The organism is Mesorhizobium sp. Root695, assembly GCF_001428185.1.
Taxonomy (GTDB): Bacteria; Pseudomonadota; Alphaproteobacteria; order Rhizobiales; family Rhizobiaceae; genus Mesorhizobium.
Map to the genome: position 1 here is coordinate 43987 of NZ_LMHO01000001.1, position 13528 is coordinate 57514.

The 13528-nt window shown below is 62.7% G+C and carries 14 protein-coding genes; 4 read left to right on the forward strand and 10 right to left on the reverse strand.

The genetic code is table 11. From position 1 onward, the window contains the following. The first annotated feature begins 5 nt into the window (after positions 1–5). The 3 genes from ASD99_RS00195 (at position 6) to ASD99_RS00205 (ending at position 3114) form a co-directional block, all read left to right on the forward strand. A complete protein-coding gene (locus ASD99_RS00195; protein WP_056593393.1) occupies positions 6–893 on the forward strand; it encodes a branched-chain amino acid ABC transporter permease in 888 nt (295 codons plus the stop codon). A gap of 22 nt (positions 894–915) precedes the next feature. Beyond that, positions 916–1887, forward strand: a complete 972-nt coding sequence (locus ASD99_RS00200) for a branched-chain amino acid ABC transporter permease (protein WP_057142385.1) — start codon at positions 916–918, stop codon at positions 1885–1887. Positions 1888–2055: 168 nt separating this feature from the next. Beyond that, a complete protein-coding gene (locus ASD99_RS00205) occupies positions 2056–3114 on the forward strand; it encodes an aminopeptidase (RefSeq protein WP_057142386.1) in 1059 nt (352 codons plus the stop codon). 56 nt (positions 3115–3170) lie between these two features. Here the strand turns inward: ASD99_RS00205 and ASD99_RS00210 are convergent, their stop codons facing one another. The 10 genes from ASD99_RS00210 to ASD99_RS00255 form a co-directional block, all read right to left on the reverse strand. Then, a complete protein-coding gene (locus ASD99_RS00210; RefSeq protein ID WP_057142387.1) occupies positions 3171–4157 on the reverse strand; it encodes a methyltransferase in 987 nt (328 codons plus the stop codon). A 210-nt stretch (positions 4158–4367) separates the two neighbouring features. Continuing rightward, a complete protein-coding gene (locus ASD99_RS00215; protein ID WP_057142388.1) occupies positions 4368–4601 on the reverse strand; it encodes a hypothetical protein in 234 nt (77 codons plus the stop codon). A 99-nt stretch (positions 4602–4700) separates the two neighbouring features. Beyond that, positions 4701–5084 carry a VOC family protein gene (locus ASD99_RS00220; RefSeq protein WP_082583098.1) on the reverse strand — a complete coding sequence of 128 codons (384 nt, stop codon included), beginning with the start codon at positions 5082–5084 and terminating at the stop codon, positions 4701–4703. A 77-nt stretch (positions 5085–5161) separates the two neighbouring features. Beyond that, on the reverse strand, positions 5162–6142 hold the full coding sequence (locus ASD99_RS00225; RefSeq protein ID WP_057142389.1) for a 2-dehydropantoate 2-reductase: 981 nt from the start codon (positions 6140–6142) through the stop codon (positions 5162–5164). Positions 6143–6144: 2 nt separating this feature from the next. Then, positions 6145–7671, reverse strand: coding sequence for an acyl--CoA ligase (locus ASD99_RS00230; protein ID WP_057142390.1), 1527 nt, complete (start codon positions 7669–7671; stop codon positions 6145–6147). A gap of 108 nt (positions 7672–7779) precedes the next feature. Then, positions 7780–9366: a gamma-glutamyltransferase gene (ggt, locus tag ASD99_RS00235; protein ID WP_057142391.1), complete on the reverse strand. Its 1587-nt coding sequence runs from the start codon at positions 9364–9366 to the stop codon at positions 7780–7782. A gap of 130 nt (positions 9367–9496) precedes the next feature. Next, on the reverse strand, positions 9497–10189 hold the full coding sequence (locus ASD99_RS00240) for an ABC transporter permease (RefSeq protein WP_056592760.1): 693 nt from the start codon (positions 10187–10189) through the stop codon (positions 9497–9499). Next, on the reverse strand, positions 10186–10899 hold the full coding sequence (locus ASD99_RS00245) for an ABC transporter permease (RefSeq protein WP_056592763.1): 714 nt from the start codon (positions 10897–10899) through the stop codon (positions 10186–10188). The genes ASD99_RS00240 and ASD99_RS00245 overlap by 4 nt, the downstream gene beginning before the upstream one ends. 75 nt (positions 10900–10974) lie before the next feature. Next, positions 10975–11826: a transporter substrate-binding domain-containing protein gene (locus tag ASD99_RS00250; RefSeq protein ID WP_056592765.1), complete on the reverse strand. Its 852-nt coding sequence runs from the start codon at positions 11824–11826 to the stop codon at positions 10975–10977. 90 nt (positions 11827–11916) lie between these two features. Next, positions 11917–12558: a GntR family transcriptional regulator gene (locus tag ASD99_RS00255; protein WP_244482967.1), complete on the reverse strand. Its 642-nt coding sequence runs from the start codon at positions 12556–12558 to the stop codon at positions 11917–11919. A gap of 323 nt (positions 12559–12881) precedes the next feature. Between ASD99_RS00255 and ASD99_RS00260 the strand changes: the two genes are divergently transcribed. Next, on the forward strand, positions 12882–13523 hold the full coding sequence (locus ASD99_RS00260; RefSeq protein ID WP_244497596.1) for a GntR family transcriptional regulator: 642 nt from the start codon (positions 12882–12884) through the stop codon (positions 13521–13523). The last annotated feature ends 5 nt before the right edge of the window (positions 13524–13528 follow it).

Consider the following 13528-nt stretch of genomic DNA (forward strand, 5'->3'; position numbering starts at 1 on the left):
GCGTCATGACGATGATCTTCGGAATCCCCGTTCAGGCTTTCCTCGGCCAGTTGCTGGTCGGCCTGATCAACGGATCTTTCTACGCCATGCTGAGCCTGGGCCTGGCCGTCATATTCGGCCTGCTGCGCGTCATCAATTTCGCCCATGGCGCCCAGTATATGCTCGGCGCCTTCGTCGGTTATCTGCTTCTCACATATCTCGGCATCGGCTACTGGCCCGCTTTGATCCTTGCGCCGCTGATCGTCGGTGTCTTCGGCATCGTTGTCGAGCGCCTGGCGCTGTCGAGACTGTACGATCTCGATCCGCTCTACGGCCTGCTCTTCACCTTCGGCCTCGCGCTCGTGCTCGAAGGCATCTTCCGCTATTATTACGGCGTCTCGGGAAACCCTTACGCCGTGCCGCCGCTGCTTGCCGGCGGCACCAATCTCGGCTTCATGTTTCTGCCCAACTATCGCGGCTGGGTGGTGGTCGCCTCGCTGATCGTCTGCTTCGGGACCTGGGCGCTGATCGAGAAGACCAGGCTGGGGTCCTATCTGCGCGCGGCAACCGAAAACCCCCATCTCGTACAGGCTTTCGGCGTCAACGTGCCGTTGCTGCTCACCCTGACCTACGGTCTCGGCTCCGCCCTTGCGGGGCTTGCCGGAATTCTGGCCGCCCCGATCTATCAGGTGAGTCCGCTGATGGGATCGGATCTCATCATCGTTGTCTTCGCGGTCGTCGTGGTCGGGGGCATGGGATCGATCCTTGGCGCGATCGTCACCGGCTACACGCTTGGCCTTGCCGAAGGCCTGACCAAGGTCTTCTACCCCGAGGCTTCCAACCTGGTGGTCTTCGTCATCATGGCCATCGTGCTTTTGGTCCGGCCGGCCGGCCTGTTCGGGAGGGACGCCTGACATGTCGGAAGGGACATCTGACATGGCCGAACTGACGCTTCGCGAGACGCAAGCCAAGACCTCGGCACGGCTTGAATGGACGCTGGTCGGGCTCGGCATCCTGGCGCTGCTGGTGGCGCCCTTCCTGGTCTATCCGATCTTCCTGATGAAGATGCTGTGTTTCGCGCTGTTTGCCTGCGCGTTCAATCTTCTGCTTGGCTATACTGGGCTATTGTCGTTCGGCCATGCCACCTTCTTTGGCGGCGCCGCCTATTTCACCGCGCATGCCGTCAAGGTCTGGGGCTGGCCGCCGGAAGCCGGCATCCTGCTCGGCGTGGCGGGTGCGGCCCTGCTCGGCCTTGTCATGGGCTTTTTCGCCATTCGCCGGCAAGGCATCTATTTCGCCATGATCACACTGGCGCTGTCGCAGATGTTCTTCTTCTTCTGCGTGCAGTCGCCCTTCACCGAAGGCGAGGATGGCATTCAGGGCGTGCCGCGCGGCATGCTGGTTGGCGTCCTCGACCTGAACCTGTCGCTGAACATGTATTATTTCGTGCTGGCGGTGTTCCTGATCGGCGTCTTCGCCATCTGGCGCATCGTCAATTCGCCGTTCGGCATGATCCTGCGCTCGATTCGGGAAAACGAGAACCGCGCCATTTCGCTCGGCTATTCCGTCGCCAACTACAAGCTGGGCGCCTTCGTCATGTCGGCGGCGCTGGCCGGGCTGGCGGGCTCGCTCAAGGCGATCGTGTTCCAGTTCGCCACGCTCACCGACGTCACCTGGCAGATGTCGGGCGAGGTGATCCTGATGACGCTTCTCGGCGGCATCGGCACCATGGTCGGGCCGATCATCGGCGCCAGCCTGGTCATCGGACTGGAAAACACGCTTGCCACCTCCGGCTTTCCGGTGTCCATCGCCACCGGGCTGATCTTCATGGTGTGCGTGCTGATCTTCCGGCGCGGCATTGTCGGCGAATTTTATGCACGGCTTCTCAAGCGGGTGGGGAAGGATTGAGCAGCTCCAGATCGACCGGACGCGGTTTGTGCTAAGGAGTCCGAATATTCTGTCCGGATTCTTTAGAAAGCTATAGATCTCGATCAATTAATGCGACTGCTAGAGACTGGGGGCAATCGCGACGATCACCCTATCGGAACGGGCGAGCACTGCTTTGGGCAAATCGTGATGCGCGCATTCTTTCGATTGGTTGCCGTTGTAATCGCGGTGTCCGACGTGACCGGTTGCACCGGTATTTCCTACTACGCGCAATCCGTGAAGGGTCATCTGCAGATCATGACGGCGCGTCAGGATGTCGAGAAACTGATCGAGGATCCTGCGACGCCGAAAGTATTGCGCGCCCGAATGGCATCGGCGAGCGCCATACGGCAGTTTGCAACAGATGAACTGGCGCTGCCCGACAACAACAGCTACCGCAGCTATGTCGATATCGGTCGGGATGCGGTGACATGGGCCGTCTTCGCCGCGCCAGAATTCTCGCTGACGCCACGAACATGGTGTTTTCCCGTCTTCGGCTGCGTACCCTACAGGGGATATTTCTCCAGGAAGTCTGCAACTGAAACCGCAGTCGAATTACAAAGACAGGGCATGGACGTCTATGTGACGGGCATCACTGCATATTCCACGCTTGGCTGGTCAAGTGACCCGCTGCTGAGCACCATGCTCAGCCAGGATGAAACCTATCTTGCAGGGCTGGTTTTCCATGAACTGGCCCACCAGCGCGTCTACGTGCACGACGATTCCGCATTCAACGAGTCGTTCGCTGTCGCCGTTGAGACGACCGGCGTGAGAAAATGGCTGCGCGCGGCTGGCGATACCGCCGCATTGCGCCGTTACGAAGCCGCCCGGAGGCGCAAAGCTGAATTTCTTGCGCTGGTGTCGCAGACCCGGGACGAATTAACGCAAGTCTACTCCAGCTCCGGCACCTCGGAGCAGAAGCTGGCCGCAAAGACGGCTGCGATTGAACGGCTGCGGATGCGCTACCGACACATGCGCGACAGGCGCTGGGGCCGATATCGGGGATACGATGCCTGGTTCGCTTCCCCAATCAACAACGCAAAGCTCGCCGCGACTTCGGTTTATAGCGACCGGGTGACCGCGTTTCTCCGCCTGTTCGACTTGTGTTCGGGCGACTATGTCAGGTTCTATGCGTCGGTTCGACGGATTGGCGCACTGGACAAAGCTCACCGTCCCGAAGCACTTGCGGCGGCAGATAGCTGTTATTGAGCCGGTCAAATGTGAAGGCCGAAGCACCCGCGTCCGAAACCACCATTCAGCCGTGATCACCCCGTGAGGCGCGCACGAAACAAGGTGCAGCCGTCCGCCAGGCGCGACCTGGAGATATCCCGGAATCCAGCCTCGGTCATCCACGCGCGATACTGACCTTCAGTGTACGATTCGCCGTGGCGATAGAGGTTCAGGAAGGTGAGATTCAAAAAGACACCTTCAGGCGGGCCGAGGCGGTCGTCATCGACGACACCCCATCCAGCAATTGCGATCTCGCCTCCTTGTGTGAGGCAACGCGCCGAGTTCAGGATCGCATTGCGCGCCTGGTCCGGCGGAAGCACCTGGACGACGGCCTTCAGGATAGCCAGATCGTGCCGGCCGGTCGATGGCGCGACCGTTATGTCCCCCTCTTCGACAACCACGTCGTCGGCACCGTATTCCGACAGGATAGCTGGCGCGACCGCCGCGACCGTTGGCAGTTCCATCAACGTCGCCGTCATCCGTGGCCACCGCTCGCGAAGTCCCACGAGTATGGTCCCGGCGCCCCCGCCGATGTCGATCACCGAACCGGTCGCCGAGAGGTCCATCTCCCGGGCCAGATTCCGGCCGAAAATCACCCCACCCGGTGCGAGCATGCGGCTGAAGGCCGCCGCCGACTCAGGTCCCGCTTCGGAAAAGTCATGCAGCGCAGCCGGCCGGTTCTGTCGCAGCGACTCCGCGGTCAAAAGGTCAGCTCCCCACAGCTCGCGCAGGAGCGCATGATCGCCGCCGCGATAGCTCGGCTTCGACGCGTCGAGGAACTCCGACGCTTCGGCTCCGTTGCGAAATTGACCATCCTCGACTTCGAGGAGACCGATGCTGGCGAGTGCGTAGAGGAGCCGCGACAGACGATCGGGCTCGACTTGGAGCGCGGCCCCAAGGCTGTCAGCAGTCGCAGCATCGCCACCGAGCCGGGTGAAGATGCCAAGGTCCAACCCGGCGCGAAGCGCCAAGGCGGGGGGCACCGCTGCGATCAGCTTGTCGATCCGATCAGAATCCATCATGTCACGTCCCCTCCGCGATCCAGGACAAGTCATTATTTCGAGCGACCGACACGATGACGGATATTCCTGGCAAAGCCGAACGAACGTCGGCTTCTGAGAATGTCTACCGCCGCCTCGAACGTCCGACATGCGGCGCAGTCCCGACGTTCAGATGGCGACGGACCGGCCGAGAACTCCCAATGGCGCGGTTGAGATCGCCCGTGCGCGGTTCTACTGGTCCGAAAACCTCACGCTCACGCCGCGCTGCCGAAAATAAGCCTGCATCAACTTGCGTCCCGAGCGGTTGCTCTGCGCCAACTTGGTCGGATCGAACACCGCCTGTTCTATCCCCTCTCGTGCCAGCGCTGCCTTGAGCGTCGCGATATGTGCGTCGATGTCGGCATTGTCCGCCCGGAGCGAGGCATAGATGCTTTCAGTTGCCTGGGCCACGGTCAGTTCGCTCATTGGTATCGTCCTTTGGTTGGTTGTGCGGCGCTTAGCACAGATTCGCGGCTCCGCCGATACCGTCAGTGCACAGCGCCCGTCGCGAAAGCGAACCGTTCCTTATGGAGCTTCGTAGAGTCCCAGCGGCAATCCATCTGGGTCTCTGAAAAAGGTAAATCGTTGGTCTGTATATGGGTCGATCCGGATTGGCTCAACGGCAACGCCTGCGGCTTCCAGGCGTATAATAACGGGATCAAGATTCGCCACGGCAAATGACAGATGTCTTAGGCCCGTCGCCTCTGGATGGGACGGCCGCATCGCTGGTGCAGGGAAGGAGAACAATTCCAGTTGGACCGACCCGATTCGCAGATCCGCCTTCCATGACTGCCGCTCCTCCCGATAGACCTCCTGGATCAGATCGAGGCCGAGCAGTTCGACGTAGAACCGTCGCGACCGGTCGTAGTCGGTGCAGATGAGCGCGACGTGGTGAATGGCTTTCAGCATGCTGCTAATTCCAGCCAAGCTGGGATTTGAGGCCAAGGTGCTCATGCCACGGCTCTGATTTACCCCGTTGCTCAACTTCACCCATAGCACCCGCGCTCCACCGCCAGCCGGCGCACCAGCGCCAGCACGGCATCGACGGTCGGCGTCGGCTTGTCCGTCAGGCGGCCGAGTTCCTGCACCGCGCTCACCAGCGCGTCGATCTCCATCGGCCGGCCGCGCTCCAGGTCCTGCAGCATCGAGGTCTTGTGTTCGCCGACATCGCCGGCGCCCTTGATGCGCCGGTCGACCGCGATGGGAAAGCGCACGCCGAGGCTTTCGCCGATCGCCTGCGCCTCCAGCATCATGGTGCGGGCAAGCGTGCGGGTGCCCTCGTCGGCAACGATCGCGGCAAGCGTGCTGCCAGTCAGCGCCGATATCGGGTTGAAGGAGAGATTGCCCCACAGCTTCACCCAGATTTCGCTGCGGATGTCGTCGCGCACCGGCGCCTGCAAGCCGGCCTTGACCATCTCCTCGGCCAGAAGCGTGACCCGTTCGCTGCGCTCGCCGGAGGGTTCGCCGAGCGAGAAGCGCTTGCCCTCGACATGGCGGATGAGGCCGGGGGCATCGACTTCGACGGCGGGATAGACGACCGAGCCGATGACGCGCTCCGGTCCGATCCGCTGCCAGATCGCGCCGCCGGGATCGACCGCATTCAGCCTGGTGCCTTCGAGCGGCCCGCCGACGCCGTGGAAATACCACCACGGCACGCCGTTCTGCATGGTGACGACGACGGTGTGTTCGCCGAGCAGGGGCGCGATCTGGTCAAGGGCCGGGGTAAGGGAATGGGCCTTCAGCGCCAGCACGACATAGTCCTGGACGCCAAGTGCCTCGGCTTTGGCGGCAGCCCGGACGCGGACCGGAATTTCCTGGCCATCCTCGATCAGGCGCAGGCCGTTCGCCTGGATCGCCTCCAGATGCGCGCCGCGCGCGACGATCGAAAGATCGGTCCGTCCAATCATGGCGAGCTTGGCTGCAAGATAGCCGCCGATCGCACCGGCGCCGAAGATGGTGATCTTCATCGTCAAAGTCCGAGTTTGGCGGCAAGGCCGATGCGTTGCAGCTTGCCGGTCGCGCCCTTGGGGATCTCGTCCAGGATCAGGATCTTGCGCGGCACCTTGAAGTCGGCAAGCCGCGTTGCGGCATAGGTGCGGATGTCGCCCTCGGTGGCACTGATGCCTTCGCGCAGCACAACCGCCGCCGCCACCTCCTCGCCAAGCTTGTCATGCGGCATGGCAAAGGTGACCACCTGCGCCACCGCCGGATGATCCATCAGCACTTCGTCGACCTCGAGCGGCGAGATCTTTTCGCCACCGCGATTGATGATCTCCTTGAGCCGTCCGGTGACCCTGACATAGCCGTCCTCGTCCAGCACGCCCTGATCGCCGGTGTGGAACCAGCCATGCGCGAAAGCCGTGGCGTTGGCATCCGGGTTCTTCTCGTAGCCCACCGTGACGTTGGGTCCGCGAATGACGATCTCGCCGGTCTCGCCGGCTGCGAGCAGCCGCCCGTCGGGCGCCATCACAGCCAAGTCCGGCCCGGCGGAGGCACCGACGCTGCCCGGCTTGCGCTGACCCGGCGGCAGCCGGTTCGATGCCATCTGGTGCGCCGCCTCGGTCATCCCGTAGGATTCGATCACCGGGCAGCCGAAGGTCGCTTCCAGTTCAGCCATCACTTGCGCCGGCAGCGACGCCGAAGACGAGCGGATGAAGCGCAGGCGCGCCGCCGCCAGCGCCTCGGTGTTGCGCGCCGCCCTGGGCAGGATCGCCTGATGCATGGTCGGCACCGCGGTGTACCAGCTTGGCCGTGCCTCGCTCAGCCATTGGAAGAAGCGCAGCGCGTTGAAGCCGGGCGTGCAGTAGATGCTGCCGCCTGATGCCAGCGACGACAGCACGGCCGCGATCAGGCCGTGAATGTGGAACAGCGGCATGATGTTGAGGCAGCGGTCATCGGCCGTCAGGCCGAGCGTCGCGCCGATATGGGCGGCCGACGCGGCGAGATTGGCATGGCTGAGCGGCACCAGTTTTGGCCGCGATGTCGTGCCGGAGGTGTGCAGCAACAGCGCGATGTCACCGTCCCGCGCCATGTCGGGGGCTGCCGGCGCACCGACCGCCGCGCCTTCGATCGTGAAGCTGCCGGCGGGTGTGTCCCGCTGCACGACAAGCCTGAGCACGCCGATGCCGAGGCGCTCGGCCACCGTCACCGCTGGTCCGGTCTCGCCCTCCGCGACAAGGATCGCCTTGGCGCCGATGTCGGTCAGGTAGAAATCGAGCTCGTCGGCCCGGTAGGCGGGATTGAGCGGCGCCGTCGAGGCGGCGGCCGCCACGGCGACAAAAGCGGTGGCCATCTCGGGTCCGTTCGGAAGCACGATCGCCACCCTGTCGCCCCGACCGATGCCGCGCGCATGCAAAGCGGCAGCCGTGGCGGCGATCAGGCTGCGCAATCCGCCATGGGTGAGCGTCGCCCTGTCGGGCGCCAGGATGGCAGGCGCGTTGTCGGCGCCGGCGGCGAGACGGCGGGAGAGGTCTGCGTGGGTTTCAGTTTGGGTCATGGTCACCGGCTATGTTCAAGTGCAGAAGTCTAGCATGGGGTTTCGGTCCCAAGGTAATCGCTTCAGGCCAATTGTCGACCTTGGCGCCGCCCCCTGCGGCCGGTCACCTCAATACCCAAGGGCCAAACCATCCTTGCGCGGATCGGAGGCGCCGGTCAGCGTTCCCTTCTCCCAGTCGATCAGCACTGCCTGCCCGCCGCCCAGCGGATGATGCGGCTCGGCTGTGCGATGGCCGCGCCGTCGCAAGCCCTCGATCGCCTCGGCGGGAATGCCACGCTCGGCCTCCACGGCGTCGTCATTGTAAAACACCCTGGGTGCATCCAGCGCCTGCTGGGGATCCATGCCGAAGTCGAGCATGTTGGTGAGCAGATGGACATGTCCGAACGGCTGGTAGCCGCCACCCATGACGCCGAACGGCATCACGACGCGGCCGTTCCTGGTCGCCATGCCGGGCATGATCGTGTGCATCGGCCGCTTGCCGGGTGCGATCGCGTTCGGGTGCGCCGGGTCGAGGCGGAAGCTGGAGCCGCGGTTCTGGAGCACGACGCCGGTCTTGGGGCCGACCACGCCGCTGCCGAACGAATAATAGGTCGAGTTGATGAAGGAGACCGCGTTGCGGTCGCGGTCGACGATGGAGATGTAGACCGTATCGCTGCCGGGCAGGTCCACGCTCGGCAGATGCGTCATGGCGTGATCGCGGTCGATCTCGGCGCGCAGCCGATCGGCATAGGCGCCGGACAGGAGCTGCTTGACCGGCACCCGAACATGATCCTGGTCGGCGACATAGCGGTCGCGGTCGCTGTAAGCCAGCCGCCCGGCCTCGATCTCCAGATGCAGGCGCTCGGCGCCATTCGGGTCGAGCCCGCCAAGCTTGAAGCCCGACAGCACGTTCAGCATCAAAAGCGCCGTCAGGCCCTGATTGTTCGGCGGCATCTGATGGATCTCATGGCCGCCATAGGCGGTGCTGACCGGCGCCACATAGTCGCCTTTGGTCGCGGCAAAATCCTCGGCCGAATGAAGCCCACCCAGTTCGTTGAGCCGGCTAATGATATCGTCGGCGACAGCGCCTTCGTAGAATCCGGCCCTGCCTTGTTTGGCGATGATGCGCAAGGTGGCGGCGAGTTCCGGCTGACGGTGGAGGTCACCGGCCATCGGCGCCTTGCCGCCGGGCAGGAAGATGCGCGCGGCATGCTCGTCGGCCGACAGGTCGGTTTCCGGTTCGGCCCAGTCGAAGGCGACGCGGTCATGCACGACATAACCGTTTTCGGCATAATGGATGGCCGGCGCCAGCGCCTCGGCAAGGCCCTTGCGGCCATGGTCTTCGAGCAGTCGGCTCCAGGCGTCGACGGTACCCGGCACGGTGACCGCATGCGGGCCCTGCAGCGGGATGCGGTCGAAGCCTTTTTCCAGATACCAGTCGACCGTCGCCCTGGCCGGCGCCCGCCCCGAGCCGTTGAATGCCAGCACATTGCCTTGCCCTGCCGGGCTATAGAGCACGAAGCAGTCACCGCCGATGCCGGTCGACTGCGGTTCGACCACGCCCTGCACGGCGGCGGCACAGACCGCTGCATCCATGGCATTGCCGCCGGAGCGCAGCATCTCGATGGCGGCAAGGGTCGCAAGCGGATGCGATGTGGCTGCCATCGCTTCCGTGGCACGAACCGGCGAGCGGCCGGGAAACTGGAAATCACGCATTCTGTCTTTGTATCCCTTGGTCTGATGGATGCGACATTGCCGCCATGGCGTAACACGATACTGCAACGGATCGCTTCGACTTCTCGACACTGCGCATTTTGCCAATTCTACTCGTTATGCCAGACGCGTATCAGGCTCGGACCCGATAGGGCGTTAGCCAGGTTTCCAGCGTGTTCAGTGCCGAGATGATCGTGAAATTGATTGTGAGATAGATCGCGCCCGCGGCCACGAAAACCTCTACGGCGCGATAGGTCTGCGAAATGAGCCCCTGGGCGATGCCCGTCACTTCCATCAGGGTGACGATCGATGCAAGCGACGTGCCCTTTACCATGAGGATGATCTCGTTGCTGTAGCTCGGTATGGCTTGGCGCAGCGCCAAAGGCAGAACGACGAGGCGCAGGGTCTGGAGCCGTGTCATGCCGAAGGCAGAGGCCGCCTCGACAAGGCCGCGCGGCACACCCTGTATCGCACCCCGCAGGATTTCGCTGCCATAGGCGGCGGTATTGAGACTGAGCGCGATGATGGCGCACCAATAGGGCTCGCGAAACAGCCACCAGAGCCCAACTGCCTGAAGTGTGGGGCGGAACTGGCCGAGGCCGTAATAGATGAGGAATATCTGGACGAGCAATGGCGTGCCGCGAAAGACGGCAACGAAGGAGCGTATGGGCCAGACCAGCATCCGATGGTTTCCCTGCTGCGCCAGTGCGAGCAACAGGGCCAAGGCAAAGCCTATTCCGATCGACAACCCCGCAAGTTGCAAGGTTAACGGCAAGCCGGAGAGAAGGGTGGGAATGATCTCTACAAAGAAGGCGAAGTCGATCATGCGTGGACCATGCCTCGCCACGCCCGTGCCTCGCCGTAGCGGAAGACCGATCCGGTCACGGTAGCGATGAGGAAATACAGCGTCGCGGCTGCTATATAGAAGACGAAGGGCTCCCGCATCGATCCTGCGCCGATCTGTGATTGCCGCATCAATTCCACCAAGCCGATCACGGAGATCAAGGCCGAGTCCTTGAGCACAAGCTGCCAGACATTTCCGAGACCCGGCAGCGCGTGCCGCATCAGTTGAGGCACGATGACGAGGCGCAGCGATTGGAACCGGGACAAGCCGAGCGCCTTGCTAGCCTCAAACTGGCCGAGATCGACGGCGAGATACGCTCCGCGATAGACCTCGGCTTGATAGGCGCCCGAAATGATGCCGATCGCCAGGACGCCAGTCGCAAATGTCGGCAGCCCGACGAAGCCTGCGCTGCCGAAGAATTTGCCGATCTCAGTCAATGCTATGCTGCCGCCATAGTAAAGCAGGTAGATCGTCAATAGATCGGGCACACCCCTGAACACCGTGCCATAGCCCTTGGCGACCCATGACGGCAAAGCTCTCGTGGAGAGCCGGCCTCCTGCTGCAACCGCGCCGAAGAGAGCGCCGAGCAGGAAGCCGAGGACTGACAGCGCAAATGTCACGCCAGCTGCCAGCAGCAGGGCTCCGCCCCAGCCGCCCTTTCCCACGGAAAGGATATGGAGTGTGTCCGTCATGTGAAACCTGATCTTTCAGCACGGCACCCGGCCGATCGGTTGATACCAACCGGCCCGACAGAACACACAACATGGCTACTTGACCGGTGTCACGTCCGTTTTCACCCATTTTTCCGAGATGCGTTTAATGGTCCCGTCGGCAATGGCGGCGCTGATCGCGTCGTTTAGCATTTCCTTGAGCTTGGCGTCTTCCTTCCTGAGTCCCGCACCCGTTCCGGCGCCGAACAAGCCGCCGACAAAGCCCGGACCTGCAACCGTGAAGCCCGAGAATTCGGGTTTTGCGAGCGTCGCGGCGAGCGCTGTCTTCTGAGCGAATATTGCATCGATGCGGCCCGCGGCCAGATCGAGATCGTGCTGCTCGGTCGTCTTGTATTCGCGAATCTCCACCGTGTCGCCGAAGTATTTCTTGAGGAATTCGAGCATGGCCGTGGCCGCCTGGACACCGACTACCTTGCCCTTCAGCAAGGGCTTCAACTTGTCGACCGCGGCCTTGGAAGCAGCCTCATCGTCCAGTTTGAATTTCTCGGTCGAAGCGCCGAGCTTCCCCAGATCGCTATCCTTGGCGGCTGCGAACCCGCCCGGGTCGATCGCATAAGGCTGGGTGAAGTCGATGGTCTCGAGGCGTTTCGGCGTGATGAACATGCTGGCCATGATCACATCGAACTTGCCTACCTTCAGCGAAGGAATAAGTCCGTCCCAGTCCTGAGCGATGATGGTGCATTTGACCTTCATCCGCTCGCAAAGATTGTTGGCGAGTTCGATCTCCAGTCCGTCGAGCTTGCCGTCTGCATTGGTGAAGTTCCACGGAGCGTAGGCGCCCTCCGTGGCGATGGTTATGGCCTTGGGCGCGTCCTCGGCCAATGCGGTGTGCATGAAGCCGAACATGCTGAGTGCGGCCGCAACTGCGGCCAAACGACAAACTTTCATGTGGTTCCCCTTTTTTGATAGGCTGATCGATCTGTTCCTACGTCCGGCCGCATTGCCGGTTCGAGGCCATTCTTGTCCGGCCGGCGTTCGTCACCGGCTCGGACTCACGAACTCGGCCAGCATCGGTGCTGTGCTGAGAATATGATCCTGCATCACCTTTTCCGCGTGAAGTTCGTCGCCTGAACGCAAGGCCGCGATCACGGCGGCATGCTCCTCGCGCGCAGAATGCGGCTTGTCACAGTCGTCGAACCAGATGCGCATGTAGGGCTCTATCACCACATGCAGCGCCGATATCTGGTGAATAAGCTTGGGCCTCCGGCTTAGCGCACAGATACGGCCATGGAATTCCTGGTGGCGGACCACCCAGTCGCTGCTGCCGCTCTGGCCCGCGCGTTCCATGCGCTCGAGCAGGCGCTCGAGGTCCTCGAACTCCTCCTCATCGGTCCGGGGCATCGCGAGCCTTACGGCCAGTCCCTCCAGAACCGAGCGAATTTCGAAAATCTCGTAAAGCTCATCGACCGTCAGGCCTGCGACCACGCATCCACGATTGGGCCGCAGAACCACCAGCCCGTCGGAGGCCAGGCGCCGAAAGGCTTCCCGCACCGGCATGCGACTCATGCCGATCTCGGCGGCAATCTCCTCCGGAATAAGCCTGTCGCCGGGTTTGTAGCGGCCGAGGCGAAGGGCTCTCTGAACGTGCCTGTACGCCTCTTCCTCAGCAGTGGCGGACATCTGTGGCTCTGCCGGAAAGGCCGCTGACATGGGGCACCTAAAAGTATTTTTGTATCCACGTATTATCAAATCCGCATTTTATTTCATCGTCAATACCCCGGGGACACGTTCTGAAGCCGATACCGGTGCAGTGCACCACCGGCACGATCTATTTCGGGCCGGGCGAGTCTTTGGGATGGTGCCGCCCTGGGCGTGGCAAATCAGACGGGCTACGACTACAAATGGGACGACAACTGGCTAAGCGCGAACCTGGAAACCAATCTGGGGCCAAGCAAACCAAAAATGCGCTGCGCGACTCGGTCTACTCCGCGCTCAAGGCGATGATGATTGTGACCGGCCAGATTCCGCCGGGCTCGCGCGTCACCGAAAACGACATCGCCGCGAAGCTGACTGTCAGCACCCCGGTGCGCGAGGCCTTCAACCGCCTCGAGCGCGACGGCCTGGTCACCGGCCGGCCGCGCCAGGGCTATGTCGTCACCGAGTTCGACATCAACATGTTCCGCGAGGCCTTCGAGATCCGCGAGCTGCTCGACGGCCATGCGACGGAACTGGTGGCAGCGGCGGCGACGGACCATGACAAGGCACGGCTGCGCGCCATGCTGGCCGAATGCGAGCGGCTGGCCGCCATTCCGGAGCGTACCGCCAGGGAAAAATTCCAGGAGCTGGAAGTCGGCATCGACCTGCACCGCGTCATCGCTGAGATCAGCGGCAATGTCATGCTGCATGGCATGCAGTGCGGCATCCTCGACAAGTGCCAGCATTATGTGTGGACCGAGCTGCTCTGGCTGGACGAATGGAAGATCGCCCGCGACGAGCATGCCGAAATCGTCGACGCCATCTGTGCCGGCGATGCCAGCCGTGCCGGCACGCTGGCGCGTGCCCATGTGCGGGGATCGCGTGACAATGTTTTGCGCCTGCTGCAGGCCAAGTCGGACTATCGGAATTTCCTCGCCAACGCGTCCTGAGGGGC